20 protein-coding genes are annotated in these 23341 nt (G+C 35.7%); 12 read left to right on the top strand and 8 right to left on the bottom strand.

The annotated features are described in order from the left end of the window. Positions 1 to 8: 8 nt before the first annotated feature. The 5 genes from ACH2CJ_RS14935 to thrC all read left to right on the top strand — a co-directional run bounded on the left by ACH2CJ_RS14935 (position 9) and on the right by thrC (position 4445). A complete protein-coding gene (locus tag ACH2CJ_RS14935; RefSeq protein WP_394993748.1) occupies positions 9 to 236 on the top strand; it encodes a putative signal transducing protein in 228 nt (75 codons plus the stop codon). Continuing rightward, positions 208 to 1041 (top strand): phosphatidate cytidylyltransferase, encoded by an 834-nt coding sequence (locus ACH2CJ_RS14930; protein WP_394993747.1) that lies wholly within the window; start codon positions 208 to 210, stop codon positions 1039 to 1041. The genes ACH2CJ_RS14935 and ACH2CJ_RS14930 overlap by 29 nt, the downstream gene beginning before the upstream one ends. 10 nt (positions 1042 to 1051) lie before the next feature. Further along, on the top strand, positions 1052 to 1765 hold the full coding sequence (locus ACH2CJ_RS14925) for a carboxypeptidase-like regulatory domain-containing protein (protein WP_394993746.1): 714 nt from the start codon (positions 1052 to 1054) through the stop codon (positions 1763 to 1765). A gap of 161 nt (positions 1766 to 1926) precedes the next feature. Continuing rightward, positions 1927 to 3027, top strand: coding sequence for a glutamine-hydrolyzing carbamoyl-phosphate synthase small subunit (gene carA, locus ACH2CJ_RS14920; protein ID WP_394993745.1), 1101 nt, complete (start codon positions 1927 to 1929; stop codon positions 3025 to 3027). Positions 3028 to 3119: 92 nt separating this feature from the next. Next, a complete protein-coding gene (gene thrC, locus ACH2CJ_RS14915; RefSeq protein ID WP_394993744.1) occupies positions 3120 to 4445 on the top strand; it encodes a threonine synthase in 1326 nt (441 codons plus the stop codon). Between the two features lie 46 nt (positions 4446 to 4491). Here thrC and ACH2CJ_RS14910 read toward each other — a convergent pair whose 3' ends face one another. From ACH2CJ_RS14910 to ACH2CJ_RS14895, 4 genes are all read right to left on the bottom strand, one after another. After that, on the bottom strand, positions 4492 to 4674 hold the full coding sequence (locus ACH2CJ_RS14910; RefSeq protein WP_394993743.1) for a hypothetical protein: 183 nt from the start codon (positions 4672 to 4674) through the stop codon (positions 4492 to 4494). A 66-nt stretch (positions 4675 to 4740) separates the two neighbouring features. After that, positions 4741 to 5178 carry a hypothetical protein gene (locus tag ACH2CJ_RS14905; protein WP_394993742.1) on the bottom strand — a complete coding sequence of 146 codons (438 nt, stop codon included), beginning with the start codon at positions 5176 to 5178 and terminating at the stop codon, positions 4741 to 4743. Beyond that, a complete protein-coding gene (locus ACH2CJ_RS14900; RefSeq protein WP_394993741.1) occupies positions 5175 to 5567 on the bottom strand; it encodes a hypothetical protein in 393 nt (130 codons plus the stop codon). Before ACH2CJ_RS14900 ends, ACH2CJ_RS14905 begins: the two co-directional genes overlap by 4 nt. Before the next feature lie 117 nt (positions 5568 to 5684). Then, positions 5685 to 6326: an MgtC/SapB family protein gene (locus ACH2CJ_RS14895; protein ID WP_394993740.1), complete on the bottom strand. Its 642-nt coding sequence runs from the start codon at positions 6324 to 6326 to the stop codon at positions 5685 to 5687. A 159-nt stretch (positions 6327 to 6485) separates the two neighbouring features. Here ACH2CJ_RS14895 and ACH2CJ_RS14890 point away from each other — a divergent pair, with 159 nt between their 5' ends. Together ACH2CJ_RS14890 and ACH2CJ_RS14885 are read left to right on the top strand one after the other, a co-directional pair. Next, positions 6486 to 6950, top strand: coding sequence for a hypothetical protein (locus ACH2CJ_RS14890; protein ID WP_394993739.1), 465 nt, complete (start codon positions 6486 to 6488; stop codon positions 6948 to 6950). Next, positions 6951 to 8678: a lamin tail domain-containing protein gene (locus ACH2CJ_RS14885; protein WP_394993738.1), complete on the top strand. Its 1728-nt coding sequence runs from the start codon at positions 6951 to 6953 to the stop codon at positions 8676 to 8678. It abuts the gene before it with no gap. 103 nt (positions 8679 to 8781) lie between these two features. On the opposite strand, the gene ACH2CJ_RS14880 is transcribed toward ACH2CJ_RS14885, so the two are convergent. Further along, positions 8782 to 9837 carry a hypothetical protein gene (locus ACH2CJ_RS14880; RefSeq protein WP_394993737.1) on the bottom strand — a complete coding sequence of 352 codons (1056 nt, stop codon included), beginning with the start codon at positions 9835 to 9837 and terminating at the stop codon, positions 8782 to 8784. A 527-nt stretch (positions 9838 to 10364) separates the two neighbouring features. On the opposite strand from ACH2CJ_RS14880, the gene ACH2CJ_RS14875 reads away from it, so the two are divergent. The 5 genes from ACH2CJ_RS14875 to ACH2CJ_RS14855 all read left to right on the top strand — a co-directional run bounded on the left by ACH2CJ_RS14875 (position 10365) and on the right by ACH2CJ_RS14855 (position 14950). Next, on the top strand, positions 10365 to 10658 hold the full coding sequence (locus ACH2CJ_RS14875) for a transposase (RefSeq protein ID WP_394993736.1): 294 nt from the start codon (positions 10365 to 10367) through the stop codon (positions 10656 to 10658). Between the two features lie 154 nt (positions 10659 to 10812). Next, positions 10813 to 12954, top strand: a complete 2142-nt coding sequence (gene scpA / locus ACH2CJ_RS14870) for a methylmalonyl-CoA mutase (RefSeq protein WP_394993735.1) — start codon at positions 10813 to 10815, stop codon at positions 12952 to 12954. 337 nt (positions 12955 to 13291) lie between these two features. Beyond that, the gene (locus tag ACH2CJ_RS14865; RefSeq protein WP_394993734.1) at positions 13292 to 13633 is read left to right on the top strand and encodes a YciI family protein; all 342 of its coding nucleotides are present in this window, start codon (positions 13292 to 13294) and stop codon (positions 13631 to 13633) included. Between the two features lie 26 nt (positions 13634 to 13659). Next, the gene (locus tag ACH2CJ_RS14860; RefSeq protein ID WP_394993733.1) at positions 13660 to 14118 is read left to right on the top strand and encodes a DUF1569 domain-containing protein; all 459 of its coding nucleotides are present in this window, start codon (positions 13660 to 13662) and stop codon (positions 14116 to 14118) included. Positions 14119 to 14443: 325 nt separating this feature from the next. After that, positions 14444 to 14950: a hypothetical protein gene (locus ACH2CJ_RS14855; protein WP_394993732.1), complete on the top strand. Its 507-nt coding sequence runs from the start codon at positions 14444 to 14446 to the stop codon at positions 14948 to 14950. A gap of 260 nt (positions 14951 to 15210) precedes the next feature. Here ACH2CJ_RS14855 and ACH2CJ_RS14850 read toward each other — a convergent pair whose 3' ends face one another. The 3 genes from ACH2CJ_RS14850 to ACH2CJ_RS14840 form a co-directional block, all read right to left on the bottom strand. Then, positions 15211 to 16992, bottom strand: coding sequence for an ABC transporter ATP-binding protein (locus tag ACH2CJ_RS14850; RefSeq protein WP_394993731.1), 1782 nt, complete (start codon positions 16990 to 16992; stop codon positions 15211 to 15213). A gap of 78 nt (positions 16993 to 17070) precedes the next feature. Continuing rightward, positions 17071 to 22113 carry a 3-coathanger stack domain-containing protein gene (locus tag ACH2CJ_RS14845; protein WP_394993730.1) on the bottom strand — a complete coding sequence of 1681 codons (5043 nt, stop codon included), beginning with the start codon at positions 22111 to 22113 and terminating at the stop codon, positions 17071 to 17073. Between the two features lie 139 nt (positions 22114 to 22252). After that, on the bottom strand, positions 22253 to 23248 hold the full coding sequence (locus ACH2CJ_RS14840) for a GRP family sugar transporter (protein ID WP_394993729.1): 996 nt from the start codon (positions 23246 to 23248) through the stop codon (positions 22253 to 22255). Between the last annotated feature and the right edge of the window lie 93 nt (positions 23249 to 23341).

Below are 23341 nucleotides of genomic sequence, written 5' to 3'. Positions count from 1 at the left end.
ATAAAAAAATGGCAAACTGGGTAAAAGTTTTTGAAACAAAAAATGTTTTCAAAGCCGAGCTATTGAAAAACGAACTGCTTACGCATGAAATAATGGCGGTAGTTCTGAACAAGCAAGATAGTAATTATCTTATCGGCTATTATGAAATCCAAGTGCTTGACGAGCAGGAATCAATCGCAAAAGTAGTAATTGACATATTCAACCAAAATGACCTCGAAACTGAACCAACTCTCTAACCTTGCCCAACGAGCCATTGCTGCTGTAGTAGGCGTTACCATTATTTTGTGCGGCGTTTTATATAATGAATGGACTTTTTGGGTTTTGTTTTTAGCAATAAGCATACTCACCCAACGAGAATTTTATAAATTACTCAAACTTGATGAAAACCTTCCTCTTAGTGTGTATGGAATTTTTTGTGGAATTGTATTGAATTCCTTGACCTTTTTAATTGAAAAAGAAATTTTGTCTTTCAAATATTATTATGTCATTGTACCTTTACTCACCACCACGTTTTTTATAAAATTATACCGAGTAAAAGACAAAAAACCTTTTGCAAACCTTGGCTACACTTTTCTTGGAATTATTTATGTTGCCGTGCCTTTTGCACTTATCAACGAAATGGTACTGACCGACAATGGTTATGCTCCGCAACTGATTTTGGGTTGTTTATTTATACTTTGGGCAAATGATACTGGAGCATATTTTGCAGGAAGATTTTTGGGAAAACGTAAACTTTTCGAGCGAGTTTCGCCGAAAAAAACATGGGAAGGCTTTTTTGGAGGGGCAATAACTTCACTTCTTATAGCGTTTATTCTAACAAAGTATTTCGACAGTTTGTTAAGTTGGCAATGGTATGGCGTAGCAGTCATTATATTCGTAACAGGCACCCTCGGCGACTTGGTTGAATCGCTTTTTAAGCGTAGTATCGCCATCAAAGATTCGGGCAATACAATTCCGGGTCATGGAGGTTTTATGGATAGGTTCGACGGACTATTGCTTTCAATGCCTTTTATTGTTACATTTCTGAAAATTTTCGGGTGAATTATACACGATGAAAAATAAAATTACATTTCTTTTAATGTTTATTTCCTTGATTATAAGCAATTTAGCATTTAGTCAAGGAGAAATAAAATACATAACTTTTTCGGGTTTAGTGATTGATAGCCAAACCAAAGAACCTTTACCTGGAGCTTATATCACGATTCCAAGAGCTGGTCGTGGAACACTCTCAAATAGTAAAGGATATTTTGTTTTGGGCGTATTTCCAGGTGATACCATTAATTTTAGCTACTTAGGTTTCAAAAAACAATTTCATATTATTCCAAAAAAAACCGAGCTTGATTATTCGGTATTTGTAGAGTTACAAGTCGATTCCAAAATGTTAAAAGAAGTTAAAGTTTATCCTTTTAGCACAGAGGAAGAATTTAAGCAAGCCTTGGTCGATATGAAACTACCCGACGATAGAGAACGAAAGATTTTACAAGAAACATACAGTCCCGAAAACATTGCTCGAATGGCATCGGTGCATGGCATGAGTGCAGATGCCAATTACCGTTATGCCAACAATCAATTTTTGAAGCAAATCGAAAGCCGAGGACAAGTAACGATGAATCCTTTGCTAAACCCGTTTGCTTGGGTAAACTTTGTAAAAGCAGTTAAAAGTGGTGCTTGGAAAGACAAAGCATGGAAAGCTGGGGCAAATACCGCTCCCGCCGATAATGTTACAAGAGATGAGTTTTTTAGGAATACTGGGAAGAAAAAATAAGTATTTATTACTATTTTGTGTAACAATTGTATTTTCAAAAGAAATAAACAAGCATCTGATTTTAAATTCAACTGCATAAACTTTTTTTCACTACCTTTGTTCTCCGATAGCGGGTAGCATACCGCCAATAGTAATTTTCGGAACTCTTTTACCATTCTTCAATGAATCAAAAACCCTCTGATGCCCTTCTACTTCTTGAAGATGGCACTTTTTTCAAAGGAAAAGCACTTGGCAAAATTGGCACTTCGGCTGGTGAAATCTGTTTTAATACAGGTATGACAGGCTACCAAGAAATTTATACCGACCCTTCATATTTTGGTCAAGTGGTTATAAATACTACCTCTCATATCGGAAACTATGGCGTTGTTTTAGATGATGAAGAGGAATCTTCAACCGTCAAAATTAGTGGAATGGTTTGCAATGCCTACGCCAATCATTATTATTCACGTACAACAGCTGATTTTTCACTCCAAGAGTATTTTGAAAGAGCCAATATCGTTGGCATCTGCGATTTAGATACTCGTCAGATTGTTCGTCATATTCGTGATGCGGGCGTAATGAACTGTATTATTTCTTCAGAAATTCTTGACCCGGTAGTTTTAGCACTCGAATTAAAGAAAGTACCTTCGATGGACGGTCTTGAGCTTTCGTCAGTGGTAAGTACACCAAGTGCTTATTTTATCGGTAACGAAGATGCCAAATATAGAGTAGCAGTTTTAGATTTTGGCGTAAAGAAAAGTATCCTCAAAAACTTTGTAGAGCGAGATTGTTACTGTAAGGTTTTCAATGCCAAAGCAAGTTTTGATGAGATTATAGCCTTTAATCCCGATGGTTTTTTCTTGTCAAATGGCCCGGGAGACCCTTCGGCAATGTCGTATGCGGTCGAAACTATCAAACAAATAGTTGAAACCAATAAGCCAGTTTTTGGCATTTGTTTGGGGCATCAACTCCTAGCTTTAGCAAGTGGAATAGATACTTATAAAATGAAAAATGGTCATCGAGGCTTGAACCATCCTGTGAAAAACCTAATGACGGGACTTTGTGAAGTTACTTCTCAAAATCATGGTTTTGCCGTAAAATCCGACCAAGTTTTAAGCATGGAAAATATCGAATTGACTCATATAAATCTTAATGATAATACTATTGAGGGCATACGTAGAAAAGATAAACCTGCATTTTCGGTGCAATATCACCCTGAAGCATCACCCGGTCCGCATGATTCTCGTTATTTGTTTGACGATTTCGTGAAGATGTTAGGTTAAGAAATATATACCAAATTTTTCTTTGGAAACATTCAATAAATCCTGTAAGGTTTTAGAACTTTGCAGGATTATTTTTATATAGACAATTATTTATGAGATTATATAGCACAAACCACCAAAGCCCCGACGTAGATTTAGAAGAAGCTATTTTCCGTGGACTGCCACCCGACAATGGACTTTATATGCCAATAGAGTTGCCGAAATTGCCAAAATCTTTCTGGGATAATGTCGAAAACTTGAGTTTGCAAGAAATCGCTTTTGAAGTTTCAAATTCACTAATCGGTGATGATGTTCCTGCTGATGATTTAAGGAAATTGGTTGAAAGTGCGATTGATTTTCCGGCACCGATTGTTGAAATTGAAAAAAATACTTATTGTTTAGAGCTTTTTCATGGTCCTTCGATGGCTTTCAAAGATTTTGGAGCGAGATTTATGGCAGGTTTGATGTCGTATTTTCTTCAAAAATCGCAAAAACAAATCCATATTTTAGTGGCTACTTCGGGCGACACTGGCGGTGCTGTAGCTCAAGGTTTTTATAAAATACCAAATATTGATGTTACGATTCTTTACCCAAGCGGAAAAGTAAGTGATATTCAAGAGAAACAATTGACTACAGTTGGCGAAAATGTACGAGCTTTGGAAGTAAGTGGAACATTTGACGATTGCCAAAAATTAGTTAAACAAGCATTTTTGGACAAAGAATTGACCGAAAAGTTTGATTTAGCTTCGGCAAATTCTATCAATATTGCTCGACTTATTCCGCAAGCCTTTTATTATGTTAATGCTTATGCACAGCTAAAAAAACAAGGAATTGATTTGCCAATGGTTATTTCGGTGCCAAGTGGAAATTTAGGAAATCTCAGTGCAGGAATTATTGCTTGGAAGTTAGGTTTGCCCGTGAAGAAATTTATTGCAGCTACCAATATAAACAATGTTGTGCCAGAATATATCAAAAAAGGTGTTTATAAAGCCATTAACCCTTCATTGTCAACTATTTCTAATGCAATGGATGTTGGAAATCCGAGCAATTTTCCTCGAATGAAGGCTTTATTTGGTAACGATTTGCAACAAATGAGAGATTTATTGGAAGGATATTTTTATACTGATGAGGAAACTAAAGTAGCGATGAAAACTGTGTATGATAGCACGGGATATGTGATGTGTCCGCATACTGCTGTGGCGTATTTGGGATTGAAGGCTTACGAAAAAACTTTGAAAAATCCTGCGGCAGGCGTACCTGTCATTGGTATTTTCTTTTCGACGGCACATTACGCCAAGTTTTTGGATGTGGTAGAAGAAGTGGTAGGCCAACAAGCAATTCCTGAAAGATTAGAAGCATTGTTGAGCAAAAAGAAACAAGCTACGCCAATAAGTACAGAATTTATAGATTTTAAGGCTTGGTTGATGAAGAATCTCTAAAAACTATTGTAGCACGTTTCAAAAACGTGCTACAATAGTTTTGATATTAATGATGTTCGTGGTTAGCTGGATTTTTGTCATACCCACCAGCAAAAATACCAGCCATAATAAATATGCCGATGATAAAAGTAAATAAATCACCGAAAATAAAAAGAACTGTCATTATTGTTATAAATATAACTAACATGAGCCAATTTGGAAGTTTTTGAGAATCTGAATGATGTTCCATAATATATTTTATAAATGAGTTAAATTCTGACCGCAATTTATCAAAAAAGCCTCAAAATATATAATTTTACTTAACTTTCTCATAAAAATAACTATTACCATCGGCTAAAACTGCTCCAATTGGTGTAGGTTGATATAAAACCAGGTAAACAGGATTTTCGGTAAATGAATAGAAAGAATAGGTATTGTCTTTTTCGAAAATAAGAGCCTCTTTTTTTGAAATACCCCCATCTGATAGATTTGATATTTTGATGTTACTGGTTTCGATGACTTTGCCATCTTTTGTACGTGTAAAAGTTCCTTTGAGAGTATTAAACTCTAAAATTTCTTGATAAGTAGGTATATATTCTGTTGGCCCATTTGGAGGAGGAAAACCATAGCCAATCTTCGATAATCTCCATTTTCCTTCCAATTTTGCCATTTCTGGACTTACTTCTTGCGAGTTTTCAAGCTGGCAATTTGCCATCAAGAATGTAATAAATAAGGTTAATAGTATCATTTTCATTTTTTTGATATAGATATAATTTCGATTTGTTCAACCATTGATTTTTTATTCCAACCACAAACAAGTTTACCTTTTTGTTGGGTTTCTTTATATTTTAATAAAACAGAAAAGCGTAAGTTGCCTGAATAGTTATCTTTTGGAAGTTTCGCAATTTCGGCATTCATCAAGTTGGTGAAAAATGGTTTTGTTGCCTCGGTTGGAAGTAATATTTTTATTTCATCGCCTTTCTTATCCACCAACGAAATATGTTCGGCACAACCATCAACAGCCAAATTATTATTATACAAAATGGCATTGGCTTCAATAATTGGATAATTACTACTCGTTTTGTTACACACCTGGCAGGCCACACTCATAGAAACCAAGAGAAATATCAAGTAATTTTTCATTGTTTGGACTTGTTTTTCTATAATGATGCTAAATTGGCTTAAAAGGTTGTAAATGAAATTTTTCGAGTGTTTAAAATCTGAATCAAAAGGACTTTTAGACCCACTGAAAACAAAGTATCAAAAATCAAACTCCAAAATCTCGTCGTCATTCATTAATGTTTTAATGGCTTTTTCGTGGTTTTTTTCGGGACCTTTTACAATCCAAATGCCACTGATGGTTTCATTGTTTTTGCTTTGAGTGCCACGCTCTGCCTCTAAGCCAAACTGCTCAAATTTCTCTTCGTAGTGTTTCAACGACTTGCTCCTAAATCGGCAAACGATGCGGTAAGTGCGGATAGTATTTTTACGTTTAATGATTCGTTGAAGAGGAACTAGGGCATATAAAGCAAAAATAACCAAAATCATTGATACGAAACCAGTTTCATAAAGTCCATCACCAAAACCTACGCACATTCCCAAAGCGGCAGTTACCCATGCCGCAGCTGCCGTAGTGATGCCTGTTACTCGTCCATTAGAATTATCTCGAAAAATAATTCCGCCTCCAACAAAGCCAATTCCTGTAACAATATTTGCTGCAATGCGAGAAGGGTCTGAGCCAAGTTTCATAGAAATGAGCGTAAAAAGCGTTGAACCCAAACTTATCAAAATCATGGTGCGAAGCCCTGCCGATTTGCTGTGATACTCTCGTTCAAAACCAATAATTGCTCCCGTTCCTGCTGAGATAAGCAATTTTATAACATCTTCTGTAATGAAATTCATGAGTATAATAGGAGTTTTGATTTATTTAATGTTATTTTTTACTGTATTATGAAAAACTTAACACACATTTTTTGCTTTTGTGTCCATAGTTTGTTGTATTTGCATAATAATTAAATAATAATTATTTAACAATATAATAATATTAAATACTTTATAACGATGAAACCAGAAATTAAACAAAAAGCGACTGAAATTGCAGATGTACTTGCAGCAGTAATTAGGGGCGAAACTACTAATAAAAAAATAAAGAAAGCAATTAATAAATCGGCTGAGAAATTGGCAAAAGAAATAGCCGAAATTAAGAAGGATGCTGAAAAAAAAGCAAAAAAAGAATCTAAAAAGGCAGAAGAAAAAGCAAAAAAATTCGCTGAAAAAGCCGTTGAAGATGCTATAAAATCAGCCAAAAAAGCAGGGAAAAGTGATAAAAAAACGACTAAAAAATCAGACAAAAAGGGAGATAAAAAGAGCAAAAAGAAAGAAATGAAATTAGAAGTGCCTGTTTTAGCTCCTGTTCCTGCAAAAGTAGTTGTTCCAAAACCAACAGCACCGGCAAAACCTGCTGCAGCAAAACCTAAGCCTGTTGCTCCAACGAAAGTTACGAAACCAACCGAAACAAATGAATAAATGTTAGACAAACGGAGCAAGTCAGTAGCTTATCGTCAGATTTTTATTCTGACTTGCACCGCTTTTTTTGTTTTTATTGCCAAAATTTCCTTCTCTCAAAGCCTTAATGACCTGATTATCAGTGAGATAATGGCAGACCCGACTCCTACAAAGGGTTTGCCTGAAAAAGAATATATTGAACTATATAACCGCACCGATAAGGCTATTGACCTCAATAAATTTAAACTTATTTACGGTACTACAATTGTTGTTTTCCCAAGTTTTTTACTTCAAGCAAAAAGTTATGTGATTATTTCGAGTAAAACCAACGAAAAGGATTTTCAACCTTATGGAAATGTTATTGGGTTGAGTAGTTTTTCATTGCTAAATACGGGCATTACACTTACTTTGCGAAATGATAAAAATAAGACTATTTTCTCGGTAACATATTCTGATAAATGGTATGAAAAAGGAAAAGACCAAGGTTTTTCGTTGGAAATGATAGACCTCAATTACCCGTGCGTGGAACAGGGTAATTGGATTTCAAGTACAGCTACTTTGCAAGGAACACCTGCTAAAGAAAATTCGGTAAAATCTAATAAACCAGACCTTACACCACCGTCATTGCTTCGCTTTGAAATTGCTAATTCGTTGACAATCAAAGTGATTTTTTCGGAAAAACTAGACAGTCTTTCTTCAGTCAGTACAAACGCTTATGTTTTCGATAAGTCATTGACAATCAAGCAAATAGGGGTAGAGAGTCCGCAAAATATGAATATTAACTTGACTTTAAATTCAGTTTTGCAAGAAAATACGATTTATAACCTAACGATAAAAAACATAGCCGATTGCTCAGGAAATGTTTTGATAGAAACCAAAGTAGCTTTGGGAAATGTAAAGCCTGCCGATTCTGGAAATGTGGTTTTGAACGAAATTTTGTTTAATCCAAGAAGTGGTGGGGAAGATTTTGTGGAGATTTATAATCGCTCAGACAAGATGATTTCGCTCAAAAACTGGTCTTTAGCAAATATTGATGTTACTGGAAATATTGCTAATATAAAACCAATCATCGCAACAGATTTTATACTGCAACCTAAGCAATTTTTGGTGCTTACACGCAACGCAAAAACTGTTGAAAGTCAATATTTTAAATCTGTCAAATCGAATTTTTTAGATATGCCCTCATTACCTTCTTTTCCTGATGATGCAGGTTCGGTAGTGCTTTTGAATGAAACGAAAAAGGTATTTGATAGATTTGATTATAATGAAGCTTTCCATCATCCATTGATTGATGATAAGTCGGGGGTTTCCCTCGAAAAAGCCAATTATAATTTAGCATCATCTAATAGTAAAAACTGGCATTCTTCTGCAACTTCTGAGGGTTACGCAACGCCTGGATATGCCAATTCTCAGGAAGTTTTAGATAATCAAGAAACTGTTTTCAAAATAAAACCCGAAATTTTTACTCCCGATGGTGACGGTCAAGATGAAGTAACGAATCTGATGTTTCAACTTGACCAAAATGGTTTTGTAGCAAATGTCAGCATTTTTGATATAAATGGAAGAATGATGAAACAATTGGCTCAAAACCAACTGCTAAGCATTAATGGTAATCTTGAGTGGGACGGCAAAAATGATGGAAACGAAGTTGTACCTGTGGGATATTACATTATGTTGGTAGAGTTGTTTAATCCTTTAGGCGAAAAGAAAGAATTTAAACGTAAGGTAGTGGTAGGAAGTCGATATTGAAATATAAAAGTCCTTTTCAATATTTTTATTGAAAAGGACTTTTATGTTTTTTTTAAATTTTAGAGAACCACAAGATTTTTTTTTGGTATCTCTTTTTTAATTCTTAGGGCAAATTCAACAAAAACCCAATTGTAAAATTAGCATCCCAGTCGAATATAAATTTGTCACAACCTGTAGCGTCTTTAATAGCTCTATAAATATTTACGCCTGCCTTGCCTTTGGCATCATCCAATTTATAATCTTTCGGGGCTTTCAAAATCGTATAGCGTTCTTTACCTTCTCGTACTTGTTTTGCCATTGAAAAAGGCACACCACCGATAATAAAACAAGTTTTTCGCTTCATTGATGGAATACCCGCACATTTTGTCTTTACTTCATTATATACTTTTCCATCATCTGTACCATCTTGAAAGTATTTTGCTCCATAGGTTTCAAACGCAGAAACGCCTCCGTTTTTCCATGAAATTTTGGTATTCCCCGAGCCAATATCTGCTACAAATGACTCGTCTTCAAACTCTTGGGGCAATACACATTTTAAACCATAAGCTCCTTCTTGCTCAGGCGTAACGGTATTTACAAAGTAGTTTAAGGTTTTTAAGTTTTTAACAATTTTTTGTGTAACATCTGCTTTAACTGCACCCGAACTTACTACAAAGTGAATATCACGTCCGCTTACACCAAAATCAAGCATTTTTCCGATATATTGTTTCAAGCCCGCACGAATATCTTCATCCGTTGCCATATTTTCGGTTACTAAACTATTCCCAAATTCGGCTTTTTCAAGTTTCCAGTTTTTGCTTTTATCAATTCTGACAATAAACGAATTGAAACCACTTGCTCCAAGCTCAACTACACCTTTTAGTTTGCCATTGATAGGTTCAGGTGCAACATAACTAAACGATGATGAGCCACTTGCTTCGCTATTGCTCGAAGAAGAAGAATTTGATGAACCCGAACCTTGGGCAGTTGCAGTACTTTCGTTCGCAGGTCCTTCTTCAGGGGCTTTAGTATCGGTAGTTGTTGTCTGTTGTTCAGCACTTTTATTGAGTAGAGATTTGCCAAAGCCTGTATTTTCGAGGATGTACTTTCCTCCAAAAAAAATTGCTCCAAGAATGGCAAGCATGATGAGGAATCTTGCAAATGGGGTTAATTGTGTCATTTTTTTATTGAGGTTTATTTTGTTGAAAATAAAAACTAAATTTTTCAAACAAATTAACGGAGATAAGAGGAAATACCCAAAGAAAACTATGATAAAAGGCAAATATTCTGGTAATTTATTAAACAAAAAAGTACCGAAATATTTTCGATACTTTTTGACAACCTATATTATATATAATTCAGCACGATTCAATTTTGAGAATAGAACCCTTGCTTAACAAAAATTTATTCAAATCACTGCGACTGTATTTCATTTAGGTTTATGTATTTCACTATTAATTTGCGGAGGTTATAAATAACTGGATGGAGTAAAGTTAAGAATATAAGTTTGATTTGGAAAAAAGTTTCAGTTTCAGTAAAAGATATGTTGCAACCTTTTATTATCATTTTACGTATGTATAAAAAAAATCTTGATAATCTCACAGCGTTTATTCTTGATTAATCGTCTTGATAAATGTACAGTGAAAATGACAGATTGCGGAATACCGCCCGATTGTTATATAAATCGTACTTAATAAATTTACTTATATGCGTTACGTAAGACAGATAACCCAAGATCAGGTTGAATATTTGAGAGATGTTTCTCGCCGTAGCCGCAATTATCGCGAGCGTGAACGAGCGAAAGCTATCTTGTTGAGCTATAAAGGCTATAATGTAACCGTTTTATCTGATATTTTTGAAGTTAGTCGTGGCACAATTACCAATTGGCTTGATGCATGGGAAACTCGTGGATTAGGTGGGTTGAAAGATTTACCAAAGCAATTGAATGATACTTCGCTGAGTAGCAAATCACTCTCAACGAAATCTTTGATATATAACTAAAACTTTTGAAACAAATCTACTTTAAATTGCAGGAAAGTTTGTCGCTTATAGTGGCAAACTTTTTTTTGTTTCGTATGTTTGTAACACAACTTTCCAACGTTGTGGAATTGATAGGTGCACCGAGCTGTAAATTATCCTCACGTATCAACAACAAATGAAGCCAGATTTCTCAAAAATATCATTAGACGATAGTCAGCAGTCAGCAGTCGACACTCGGTACTCGACCATCGAATCTGCTTTTCACACTGCCGAAGGAATAAATATTAAGACTCAATTTACGGCTGATGATATTAAAAACGCTGAACATTTGCATTTTTCAGCAGGAATTCCACCATTTTTAAGAGGGCCATACAGCACGATGTACGTCATGCAACCTTGGACAATTAGGCAATATGCGGGCTTTTCAACTGCCGAAGAATCGAATGCTTTTTATAGAAAAAACTTAGCTGGGGGACAAAAAGGCTTATCAGTTGCTTTCGATTTAGCTACACATCGAGGCTACGATTCTGACCACTCAAGAGTAACGGGCGATGTTGGCAAGGCTGGTGTTGCCATTGATACGGTTGAAGATATGAAGATTCTTTTCGACCAAATTCCCTTAAACGAAATGTCAGTTTCGATGACCATGAATGGAGCGGTTTTACCAATCATGGCATTCTATATTGTGGCAGCCGAAGAGCAAGGTGTTTCGCCCGAAAAACTCTCTGGAACGATACAGAACGATATTTTGAAGGAGTTTATGGTACGCAATACCTATATTTATCCACCTGAGTTTTCGATGCGAATTGTAGGAGATATTTTTGCATATACAGCCAAGTTTATGCCCAAATTTAACTCCATTTCTATTTCTGGCTATCATATTCATGAGGCTGGAGCTCCCGCACATTTGGAATTGGCTTATACTTTGGCCGATGGTTTGGAGTATATTCGCACTGGAATTGCTGCAGGAATGGGCATAGACGAATTTGCTCCACGACTTTCATTTTTTTGGGGAATTGGTATGAATCACTTCATGGAAATTGCTAAATTGCGTGCAGGACGCCTGCTTTGGGCAAAAATTGTGAAGCAATTTAATCCTAAAAATGCCAAATCTTTGGCTTTACGTACACACTGCCAAACTTCGGGTTGGTCGCTTACTGAGCAAGACCCATTCAATAATGTTGCCAGAACAGTTATCGAAGCAATGGCGGCGGCTTTAGGGCATACGCAGTCGCTCCATACCAATTCGCTGGATGAAGCGATGGCTTTGCCGACAGATTTTTCGGCAAGAATTGCTCGAAATACACAACTGTATCTTCAACATGAAACCGAGATTTGCCGAGTAGTTGACCCTTGGGGTGGCTCTTATTATGTCGAGTATTTGACCAAAGAATTGGTTGAAAAAGCATGGGCTTTGATTGAAGAAGTAGAAGTTTTGGGTGGCATGACAAAGGCAATCGAAACGGGCTTGCCAAAAATGAAAATTGAAGAAGCGGCCGCAAGAAAGCAAGCAAGAATTGATTCGGGTAAAGATATTATTGTAGGAGTCAATAAATTCAGAACTGACGAAGAAACTATTATTGATGTATTAGATATTGATAATCAGGAAGTTAGGAGAAAGCAAATCGAAAAACTTGAGAAAATAAAAGCCGAAAGAAATACGGAAGAAGTCAATGCTATTTTAGATAAAATAACGGAAGCCAGTAAAAATGGCGAACAAGAAGAAAATTTATTGTCCCTCGCAGTTGACGCTGCCCGAAAACGGGCTACTTTAGGCGAAATTTCTTATGCTATGGAAAAAGTATCAGGACGACACAAAGCCGTAATTCGCTCAATATCAGGTGTATATCAAGCGGAGGTTTCGGATGATGAGAATTTTAAAATTGCCAAAGAAATGGCCAATCATTTTGCCGAAATTGAAGGTCGCCGCCCAAGAATTATGGTTGCCAAAATGGGGCAAGACGGACACGACCGTGGAGCAAAAGTAATTGCCACAAGTTTTGCTGATTTAGGCTTTGATGTGGACATTGGCCCACTTTTTCAAACACCCGAAGAAACTGCAAGGCAAGCTACCGAAAATGATGTGCATGTTGTAGGTGCATCAAGCTTGGCGGCTGGACATAAAACGCTCGTACCACAGCTCATTGAAGAGTTAAAGAAATTGGGTCGAAAAGATATTATGGTCATTGCAGGTGGTGTAATTCCTGCCCAAGATTACCAATATTTATATGATGCTGGTGTAAAAGGTATTTTTGGGCCTGGAACTGTTATTTCAATTGCTGCTCAGAAGATTTTGAAGGAGTTGATAGGAGAGTAGGCATGATATGTCTAAGTATTCAAATAAAAAAAATGTTAGCATAAAAAACAAAATTCAAACCAAACTATTAATTAGCATTATCTCAAGCCGATTATTTGTCAAATGATGGTTATGGAAAAATTATAAAGTGGCATAGAAAGAGTTACTTAATAATTTTACAATAATATACAAATCGCATAAGTTCTTGATTATCAAGTATTTGTGCGATTTTTGGTTGAGTGAAACCTTTTGTAAATTTTAATTTCAAAAAAAATACTTCAAATTTGTCCAATTCCTCAAAAGCCAATAGTAATAGCGTTGTAACTTCAAAAGTGACAACCTTTTAAATCTTAAAGCAATGAACGAATTGATGATGATTTTTCGCAATCCTTACAATCCAGATTTTAAGCCTTCACTCGAACAAATGCAAGCAAGTATCAAGCAATGGCAAGATTGGATAGGAGGAATTGCAGCACAAGGCAAATTTGTAAGTACAAACCGTTTAAGTTCAATTGGCGGTAAAATACTTAAAGCTAATAACGTTATTACAGACGGACCTTATGCCGAACTAAAAGAAATTGTTGGAGGAAATATAGTAGTAAAAGCAGATTCAATGGATGAAGCTTTAAAGTTAGCTGAAGGTTGCCCAATCTTGTTTGTAGGCGGAAATGTAGAACTAAGAAGTATAATAAAAATGTAGTAATTTCATCTCAAAAAACAATAAATATGGCACTACCTAATATTTTTACAAATACAGTTTCTGATGCAGTCATTCAGAGAATTAATCAGTTGTCACCAAGCACTCAGCCTATTTGGGGCAAAATGAGTGTGGACCAAATGTTGGCTCACTGCAATGTAACATATGAAATGATTTATGATGACATTCACCAAAAACCGAATGTTTTTATGAAATTCATCTTGAAAATGCTTGTTAAAAATATGGTAGTGAACGAAGCACCTTACAAAAAAAATAATCAAACCGCTCCACAGTTTATTATCAAGGAAGCCAAAAATTTTGAGATAGAGAAAAAACGTTTGATTGATTATATTACTAAAACACAGCAATTAGGCGAAAGCCATTTTGATAGCAAAGAATCTCATTCGTTTGGAGCTTTGAACAAAATCGAATGGAATAATATGCTTTTTAAGCATTTAAACCATCATTTGACTCAATTTGGTGTATAAATGCAAGAAAAAGAGCTAATTTCATATTTATTCAAAACAGAGTACCGAAAAATTATTTCGGTACTCTGTAAATTGTTTGGAATTGTTCATATCTAAATAGCCGACGATGCTGAGAGCATAATTTATATTAAAATCAAAACAGAAATTTATGGAATTATGATTTGACAGAAAAATGGGGTTAATAGAGATTAACGAGGTTTAATCTTTATTAACAATCATTAACAAATTGCCGAGTAAACCTTTGGTTGTGGTTTTGCATCTAAGTATTAAATTCCAATAATTAAGGAATATTTAATAGCACAAAAAAACCAAAACAGATAAAACTATGAGAAAGCTAATGATTGTGGCAATGTTGGTAGCAAGTGCTATCGCAGCCGATGCACAAAGAGGAAATGATAGAAGAGACAACGGTTATAACAACAGAGACAGCTACGATAATAGAAATGGTGGTTATGACAGACGGGGAGATAGTCGTAGAGATTCTCGAGGAGGCAATAACTTCGATCGCATAGATAGCTATCAACGTGAGGCTCGTCGCCAAATTGCATTTGGAATTGAGAGCGGACGTATTACTTCTCGTGAGTCGAAGCGTTTACTGCGTGAAGTTGAGCAAATCGAATACAAAGAAAATCGCTATAAACGTGATGGCAATTTAGACCCACGTGAACGAAAAGATTTGATTGAAGATTTAACAGTTTTGAATCGTTGGATTAATCGTGAAAAACGTGATGGCGACCGTGTAACTTACGATGATTTCAGCAGAGGAAATCGTAATACAAACGACCGTCGTAGCGACGACCGTTACGATGAGCGTAATGGCAGAAGATATTAGACTTCCTGCGAAAGTATTTTAAGTCGAAAAATACCATCTTTTCGGCTACAAATTGAGCAAATTTTTCAACCGTATCGGTGCTATGCTTTCAAAATTTCCTCAATTTTCGCTTGAAAATCTACTATTTTTCAATCATAGAACACTTTCGCAGGAAGTCTATTGATTTTGAGGAAGTAATAACTGTAAAACCTTGCACGATTTTTTCAATCCTGCAAGGTTTTTTTATAAAAAAAAGTGATACTTGACAAGTTGTTTGATGCCTAAACATCCTCAGTCTGCAATTGTTTTTCGTAAAGCTCACGATACGTGCCACCTTTTTCATAAAGTTCATCGTGAGTGCCTTCCTCTACTACCTGCCCATTGTCTAAAACCAAGATTTTGTCGGCTAATTTTGCCGAAGAAACTCGGTGAGAAATAATCACCGAAGTACGATTTTGCATGATGCGTTGTAGGTTATTCAAGATAATGTTTTCGGTATTTGTATCAACTGCCGAAAGACAATCATCAAGAATTAATATTTTAGGTTCACGAGCAATGGCACGAGCAATTGAGAGTCTTTGTTTCTGTCCGCCCGAAAGTGTAATTCCTCTTTCGCCGAGTTTAGTGTCAAATTTCTCTGGAAAATCCATGATATTTTGGTATAAATCGGCATCTTTTGTAGCTTGAATAACTTGTTCTTCGGATAAATGTGGTGAACCAAATTTGGCATTATTCATAATCGAATCTGAAAATAAAAATACTTCTTGGGGTACATAACCAATCTGACTACGGAGGTACTGAACGTTATAATTTTTTATCGAAATTCCATCGAATAATACCTGACCATTGGTGGTGTCATACATTCGTACCATCAGGTTGGCAATTGTACTTTTTCCAGAACCAGTCGTACCAAGAATTGCAACTGACTCACCCGCTTTTATTTCAAGATTAAAGTTTTTTAAAGCTTGAATGCCCGAATCGGGGTAAATAAAATCAATGTTTTGGAAGCTAATATTGCCTTCGATGGCTTTAGTAATATTCTTCGCAGAAACGATTTCTGATTTGATATTGAGAAATTCGTTGATACGTTTTTGAGAAGCCGCCGCTCGCTGGATTTGGCTTGAAGTCCAGCCCAAAGCAATAAGTGGCCAAGTGAGCATAAAAACGTACATGATAAATTCGGTGACATTTCCTGGCGTCAACCTTCCTGCAATAATTTCTTGTCCACCTACATATACACACAAAACTGTACTTAAACCGATGAGTAGGGCAGTTGTTGGTGAAAACAGGGCATCGACACGAGTTAAAGCCAAAGATTTTGATTTGTAAACATCACTTTCTGCAGTAAAACGCTTGGCAGAATCATCTTCACGAGCAAAGGCTTTTAAGACTCGAATTCCTGAAAAAGCTTCCTGAACAAAAGTCGAAAGATTTGAAAGGCTTCTTTGAATTTCTTCTGAACGTTTATTCATGGTTGTACTCACCAAAAATATACTCGCCGAAAGTACAGGCATCGGCAACAAAACCCACCAAGTAAGACGAGTATTGACCGAAAACATATAACTTAGAACCAAAACTACCAAAACAAACATATTCATCAAATACATGAGTGACGGACCGACGTACATCCGCACTTTTCCTACATCTTCCGAAATCCTTGCCATTAAATCACCAGTATTATTTTGACGATAAAAACTCAAAGGCAGACTTTGATAATGAGCATAAATTTCGTTTTTCAAATCAAATTCGATGTGACGAGACATGACAATTATTGTTTGACGAACAGCAAACAAGAAAATCCCTTTTAAGATTGCCATCGCCAAAATAAGTAAACCATAGATGCCAATGCTCGTTGTAAATACATCGTACATGGTTTTTTGAGTCTGCGAGTTATCAAAAAGGAAATAAATGTCAATCGTTTCTTTCACCAAATCAAGGGCATGACGCACAATTTGGGCAGGAATTATACCAAAAAGATTAGAAATGATGGTAAAAATGATACCCAAAATCAGGTACCATTTGTATTTAAGAAAATATTTGTTGAGATAAGCGAGTTGTTTCATGTTTTTCTAACACCAATTTCTTGAAAAATGTTGCAGGAAAAGCAATGAAATTATCTTATGAAATTAGTTTTTTAGTCATTAATTATTGGGATTAATGATAATTTTTGGTCTATTTTGATAGCCATTTGTTGGTAATGTAGGAGCAATGGCATTGAATGGAGCAATAGCATTTGAAAAGTTTTTGATTAATTGAGAAAGGTTAACATTAATTGTTTGACCTTCGGTTAGTTGTTCGGTATGATTGTCTATCCACGTTTTAAACTCTCCTAAAGCATCCAACGAGTTTTTGTAATATTGAGTAGACTTATCGGCAACAAAAACAATAGACTTTGCATGATTCAAATAAGCTGTCTTTGAATATTCAAGCATCTTTTGTTTAACAATGATTGGATCAGTGATTCCTCCAATATTTACTACGTCGGCTTCATTTATTTCGGACTCAATTTCGCCAGTAAAATTTGTGCGAACAACATCTGCATCCCAAGTTTTCGAGCCAGCAAAACTACTGGTCTGAAAAGCTGTTTTCAAAACATCGGCATACGTATTAATATCAGGAATATTGAATGTTTTGCGTGCCGCACTGAGTTGATCGGTATTAGAACCTGCTTCAAAACAAAATTTTATTTTGGGGTTTTGTGCTTTCACAACAGCTTTACATTCAAGCAAAAATGATTTTAATTGTTTGTAATTGAATTTGTACCAATCTTCAAACAAAAGTGAATTATACATAGCTTGAACATTTGTACCTGTCATGTTATCTAATGTAGTGACGTTTACTTTGGGAGGCTGAATTTGACTTTGATTGTTGTAACTTGTGCCATAAGCACTATTTACGGCAGTCAAACCCGCATATCGCTCGGTTACTAACCAACTTCTAAACTGATTGACATTGGCAAGCGTATAATCAAATTCGCATGCACGGGGACTAATAAAATTGGTGCCATTCCACGTATTTTCGTAATTAAACCCTGTTTCAAATTGTGCTGAGGTAACTACTGAAACCCAATAAAGTCTTTCTCCTAAAATAGGCGAATATCTTTCCATAATTTTTTGAATAAAGCCTTTCATTTTGGCTTTCGCACTAATAGAGGCAAAAGAACCATGTCCAGAACCATATCCAACTCGTGAAGGATTTCCAAACTGGTCTTGAATTATTTCTCCTCCAAATAAATCAAAAAGGGCATTTTCATAAGTATTATAAATTTGCTGATTGGGGTCGGATTCATCTCTTTCTTGAAAATAATACCTTGAATCATCGTAATCAACGGCGACACGGATTACCACAAAATCATAAATATTACTTGCATGACCAGCGATTTTATCGAATAAAGACCAATATTGATTGAGTAGGGCAGGATTGGTTTCATTGAATTGTGAGAGAGATTTAAAAATCTGTTCCAAACGAATTGTCATTTCAAATAATCTTGCTCCTTTATTGGCAAATTCGGTCATTTCTAATACAGTCTGGTCAAAATTACTATGATTGATGAATAGCTTTTGATACCCTAACTTGAAAGCAGGGTCTGTGATAGATGCTATGGTTTTACAACCTCCAATTTCGGCTTTGAAAGAAACGCTGTCGGCAGTTGAAAACCCTGGATTGAGAACAATTTTTTTGCCAGAATTATAGATTACTTTGGCTTTATTTGTAATATGATTATTGGCAATAATTTCGCCATGAACATTATTGGTTTGTTTTAAAATATTGCCAGTATTATAATTATCAGTTGGATTTTGAAGTAAAAGTGAATTTGGACAAAGTATAACTTGAGCGGCGTTTGCCGAACCGATAACAGTTGCATTGCCACAATAATTGGAAACCGATGTGAGGTTATAAGTCGTAGTTTGAGTAGGTGTTACTGTAATTGTTTGAGAGGCTTTATCCGAATTGAATGGTGCTAAACCCGAAATATTTACATTGTAGTCTTTTCCTCCGTTTACTAGTAAAGATAAATAAATAGGCGAGCCACTGGTACTAACCGTTTGGTTGCCCATGAGTTGTGCAGTAAGTTGACTATATATGTTTAACACCAAATTGGAACTTACTCCCGAACATCCATTTTGAGTCCAATGGACATTATAAGTGCCTGATTGTGAGGTGGTGGGCTGAAAATCAATATTTGAACCTGTATAAACCGTAGTTCCGTTGTACTTCAAAACTCCTTGAGTTCCGCCCCAACCTTGAATTCTGTAATTTGGTAAAAGTGTTGTACAGATATTTTGATTTAAAGAATAACCTAACTGATTACTCAAAATGACAGGTTGAGGAATGCTATTTATTACAAGTGTATCGTCGGTTCGATAAGTGCCAACAATTTTATTATCTCCAGTCAGAACTCGTGCATAAAATGTATTTTCGGCTAAACTATCAGGAGCAGTAAACGAGATAGGGCTACTTATGCCATTGGCTATCTCGATTATTTTTCCTTGTTTAGTGCCACGAATACCAATTAATTGCACTTTATACAACGTATTATTTACAAAACTTCCTCCACTAATAAACTTAATTTGTACGGGAGATCCAACACAAGCATGGATAGAAACACTGTCTAATACGACACTTTGTGGATTAGCTATTTTTGTAATAAATGCTCTTTTCCGGTTGTCATTATTATTGGTCTGAATGCCATGATTAGTGTTTAAAGTCAATTGTCCAAACGAAGCTTTGCCGAAGTTTTGACCACTGAAAACTATATTCTTATTGGAATCTATCACTAAACCATTGAGCGTGAGGGCATTATAAACTTTGATATTATTGATGGTGCCAACCAAACTGCCTGATGGTTTATAAATTGCCACAAATGGTGTTCCAGAAGTATTGCTGATTGTTGTAAGGTCTTTTTGCTGTAAGCGATGATTATCAATCAAAAAGTATTCGGAGGTAGGCGAGTTATTTAGAAAAGAAGTGAAGTAAATATTATCTTGATAATCAATTCCTAACATATTCCTTCCTTCTCGAAATCTATGATTATTTAATTTTATCCATTGGGCAGTTCCGCTCGAATTTATTTTCAGCAAGGCAGCAGTTTGGTTATTATCAAAACCAATTGGTGTTGCAGGAAAAGTTAAACCCGCAAAATTTCCTCCGCTGACAGGTTTGTAAGAAAAACCCAAATAAACATTGTTTTGAGAGTCAGTTTTGATATTTGGAGCAGCACTCGAATTGGTATTTACTTGGTCAATTTGTGATTTTTTTGCCCACAACCAACTATTTGAAGTCGTATTATATTTTGCAGCAAAGTAATCGGCATCGCTAAAATTGAGTTGGGTTGTACCAAAAATCACTTGTAAGGCAGTGCCAATGCCAGTTGTAGCACTTGAGCCACTTATAATAATATTGTTTTGAGTATCAATATCAAGATTCGACAAACCCAAAGCTCCGTTTGGTGAACTTACAGTCATTTTCTCAAACTTAATGATACTCAAGTTAGCATGATTCAGCTCTGCCATTACTAAGCCAGCAGCTTCATTGATATATTGATTGCCGTTTGTAAATTTTATGATGTTAGGAAGTCCCTGATTCCAAGTATATAATAACCATAGCTTATTATTACGTGCTTTTAACGAATAATATCCTTTGTTGCCTAAGCCATATGTTGGTTGAGCGTCAAAGTTTGTAGGCGAACTACTACAAGCTTTTAGCTCAGTAAGGTTCGACAAAACATCTAAGTTTCCACTTAAATCGAATTTTGCTGCCCATGCAAAGCGTCCTTTATATCGGTAATTATATTGTGTTGGACTTGTACTCGGAATAGCATATCGGCAATAACCATTAATTGTTCCTAAAGAAAAATCCTCCTCATCAGTAATCACTAATGATGCTTGACTTCGAGGTGTGGTGCTACAAGGAGAAGTTGCGTTAAACTCCGAAACGATGAATATTTGACCATTATCAATTGTCAGGTCGCAATATTGATAATCTCCCGTTTCTGACAACGTATTCCATTTTCTGTACCAAGATAATTGACCATTCGAGCTTACACGAGCTAAAAAACCAGTTCTTTTTTCGGTATTATCACAAAAAGCACTATTTCCTTCAATGGCATTGATGGTGGTACTACCTAAATCCATCTTTTGAGAGAAAAAACCAGCAATAAATAGGTTATTTTCACTGTCAATCTCTGTGTCAACGATGGTAGAGGGATATGTAAACGTATTTGTCCAAAAAGTATCTGCTAACGCCCATGCCCAATCGGGTTTGCAATTTGATAAAACAAGCTCTTTTGATGTAGAAACCGAACAGCCATTTTTAGAAACTTGAACCGAGTAATTTCCAACATTAGCTATGCCAGCCTTATCGAAAATAAGTGTATCGTTTGTGCCAGTTCCAAGTCCCGACCACAGAAACGAAGAGCCGCCTAAGCCACTGTCGTTGGCAATAATCCTGACGATATCGCCTAAACAAGCATTGTTTGGAAGTATTTGAATTACTGGTTTTGGCTTGGTTCGGATAGAAATATTAGCACTATTGTTGCTAATTCTGCTGGAATCAGTAGCAATTACTCGAATTCGATATTTTGTACCTTCTATGAATCCATCTGGAATCGAAATGTTTTGCGTAATAGCATTTGCCGTAGCAATAGCAAGATTATATGGAGAGTGAAAACTTCCACTTGAGTCTGAAAGTTGAACAGTCAGTATATTGGCGTTTGAAAAAGTACCACCTGTAATTGTCCAATTGAGTGTAGTTGTTGCAGGCGTACAAATGAGATTAGAACTTAAATTTTGCAAGCTTATAATTGGCTTAGTTGGAATTTTGCAAGTATCAACTACGGCTAAATTTATTCCATTATCATTACCAATAATCAGCGGACTTGTGCTTACTGCTCTAATGCGATATTTAGTGCCTAAATAGGTTGTATCGGGTAAAACAAAAGCAATTTTTTGAAACGAAGCATTAAAAAAACGAGTTAATTCAATAGGTTTTGTAAAACTACCTGATGAATCTGAAAGTTGAATTTTGAAGTAATTGTCTTGGTTAAATGAACCCGTGGACAGAAAACCAACATGTCCAACTTTTGCTTTGCAAATAGTTTGTCCATTAAATGAAATTGACAAAGATTGAGCGAAAATTGATTGAGAAACAAGGAATAGTACATAGGAAAGATAGATTTTTTTCATTTTTGGCTATTTATATCATAAAAATAGTCAAAAAAAATATCTTCTTTGAGTGAAATTTATTTTAAGGTCAAAATAATCGTTTGAAAACATTAAATTCTTAAAAACGAGACTTTTAGAAGCTAGCATAAGAAATTTGATTTTACCTCGCTGCGATAATCATTCCTAAACCAATAATATAACACAGCAACATAATATTCAGCATAGTGGAAGTGCCTTTTGGTGCGTTTTTAAACTCTTTCCAGATATAAATTCCCCAAATAGCGGCAACAATTGTTGCTCCTTGACCTAAGCCATACGAAATAGCGGGTCCTGCTTTGCCCGAAGCAATGATATTAAACGACATTCCGATGCACCAAATCATTCCTCCTAAAATACCCATCAAATGGTTTTTGGAAGAACCTTTAAAATAGGCGGCATAATCTATTGGTTTTCCTTCAAATGGACGTTTCATCAATAAAGTATTAAACAAGAAATTGCTCAATAAAATACCAATAGCAAAAAAGAAAACGGCAGTATAGGGACTTAATTTTCCAACTTCAGGAACATTGAAGTCAGTAAACATTGAAGCAGCTACGTATTTATAAAAATACCCCATCAAAATACCCGCTATTACTGATAAAACTAAGCCTTTGGTTGATACGCTACCTTTGCCACTTTGCATTTTTCGGTAAGCGTTGGCATTGAGTAAAATGGCCAAAACAATGAGTGCCATTCCACCAAAAAGCATGGTTTTGTCTCCCACAGGATTGTCGAGATAATTGACAATTACACCAATTACTAAAGCCAAACCAATACCCACAGGAAATGCAACCGACATACCTGCAATAGTGATAGCGGCAACTAATAAAATATTGGCAGCGTTAAATACTACTCCACCAATGATTGCTGATTGAATGTTTTGACTATCAGCTTGTTCGATGTCTTGTATGAAACTTCTACCACCTTCGCCGATGCTCCCAAATGTGAATGCAAAGACAACTGATGTGAGAAGAATTCCGAGTACATAATCCCAATAAAACGTTTCAAATCGCCAGTCTTTTGAAGCCAGTTTTTGCGTATTTGCCCACGAACCCCAGCATAGCATTGTTACAATTGTAAAAGCAACAGCAATAGAATAGTTTTGAATTATAAACATGGTTTTTGAATTTACGATTTACAAATTGTTAATATTACAATATTTGCAAGCGATTTAATGACTTTGAGTAAAAATTCGTACTTCGTAAAGTAC

The sequence above is a fragment of the Emticicia sp. genome, assembly GCF_043780375.1.
In the GTDB taxonomy this organism is placed as follows: Bacteria; Bacteroidota; Bacteroidia; order Cytophagales; family Spirosomataceae; genus Emticicia.
This window is presented reverse-complemented; position numbering and strand designations above follow the sequence as displayed.

Excerpts from the sequence above, each read along its gene's own strand:
- ACH2CJ_RS14935 (WP_394993748.1), top strand. The coding sequence starts at position 9 with ATGGCAAACTGGGTAAAAGTTTTTGAAACAAAAAATGTTTTCAAAGCC.
- ACH2CJ_RS14930 (WP_394993747.1), top strand. The coding sequence starts at position 208 with ATGACCTCGAAACTGAACCAACTCTCTAACCTTGCCCAACGAGCCATT.
- ACH2CJ_RS14925 (WP_394993746.1), top strand. The coding sequence starts at position 1,052 with ATGAAAAATAAAATTACATTTCTTTTAATGTTTATTTCCTTGATTATA.
- carA (WP_394993745.1), top strand. The coding sequence starts at position 1,927 with ATGAATCAAAAACCCTCTGATGCCCTTCTACTTCTTGAAGATGGCACT.
- thrC (WP_394993744.1), top strand. The coding sequence starts at position 3,120 with ATGAGATTATATAGCACAAACCACCAAAGCCCCGACGTAGATTTAGAA.
- ACH2CJ_RS14910 (WP_394993743.1), bottom strand. The coding sequence starts at position 4,674 with ATGGAACATCATTCAGATTCTCAAAAACTTCCAAATTGGCTCATGTTA.
- ACH2CJ_RS14905 (WP_394993742.1), bottom strand. The coding sequence starts at position 5,178 with ATGAAAATGATACTATTAACCTTATTTATTACATTCTTGATGGCAAAT.
- ACH2CJ_RS14900 (WP_394993741.1), bottom strand. The coding sequence starts at position 5,567 with ATGAAAAATTACTTGATATTTCTCTTGGTTTCTATGAGTGTGGCCTGC.
- ACH2CJ_RS14895 (WP_394993740.1), bottom strand. The coding sequence starts at position 6,326 with ATGAATTTCATTACAGAAGATGTTATAAAATTGCTTATCTCAGCAGGA.
- ACH2CJ_RS14890 (WP_394993739.1), top strand. The coding sequence starts at position 6,486 with ATGAAACCAGAAATTAAACAAAAAGCGACTGAAATTGCAGATGTACTT.
- ACH2CJ_RS14885 (WP_394993738.1), top strand. The coding sequence starts at position 6,951 with ATGTTAGACAAACGGAGCAAGTCAGTAGCTTATCGTCAGATTTTTATT.
- ACH2CJ_RS14880 (WP_394993737.1), bottom strand. The coding sequence starts at position 9,837 with ATGACACAATTAACCCCATTTGCAAGATTCCTCATCATGCTTGCCATT.
- ACH2CJ_RS14875 (WP_394993736.1), top strand. The coding sequence starts at position 10,365 with ATGCGTTACGTAAGACAGATAACCCAAGATCAGGTTGAATATTTGAGA.
- scpA (WP_394993735.1), top strand. The coding sequence starts at position 10,813 with ATGAAGCCAGATTTCTCAAAAATATCATTAGACGATAGTCAGCAGTCA.
- ACH2CJ_RS14865 (WP_394993734.1), top strand. The coding sequence starts at position 13,292 with ATGAACGAATTGATGATGATTTTTCGCAATCCTTACAATCCAGATTTT.
- ACH2CJ_RS14860 (WP_394993733.1), top strand. The coding sequence starts at position 13,660 with ATGGCACTACCTAATATTTTTACAAATACAGTTTCTGATGCAGTCATT.
- ACH2CJ_RS14855 (WP_394993732.1), top strand. The coding sequence starts at position 14,444 with ATGAGAAAGCTAATGATTGTGGCAATGTTGGTAGCAAGTGCTATCGCA.
- ACH2CJ_RS14850 (WP_394993731.1), bottom strand. The coding sequence starts at position 16,992 with ATGAAACAACTCGCTTATCTCAACAAATATTTTCTTAAATACAAATGG.
- ACH2CJ_RS14845 (WP_394993730.1), bottom strand. The coding sequence starts at position 22,113 with ATGAAAAAAATCTATCTTTCCTATGTACTATTCCTTGTTTCTCAATCA.
- ACH2CJ_RS14840 (WP_394993729.1), bottom strand. The coding sequence starts at position 23,248 with ATGTTTATAATTCAAAACTATTCTATTGCTGTTGCTTTTACAATTGTA.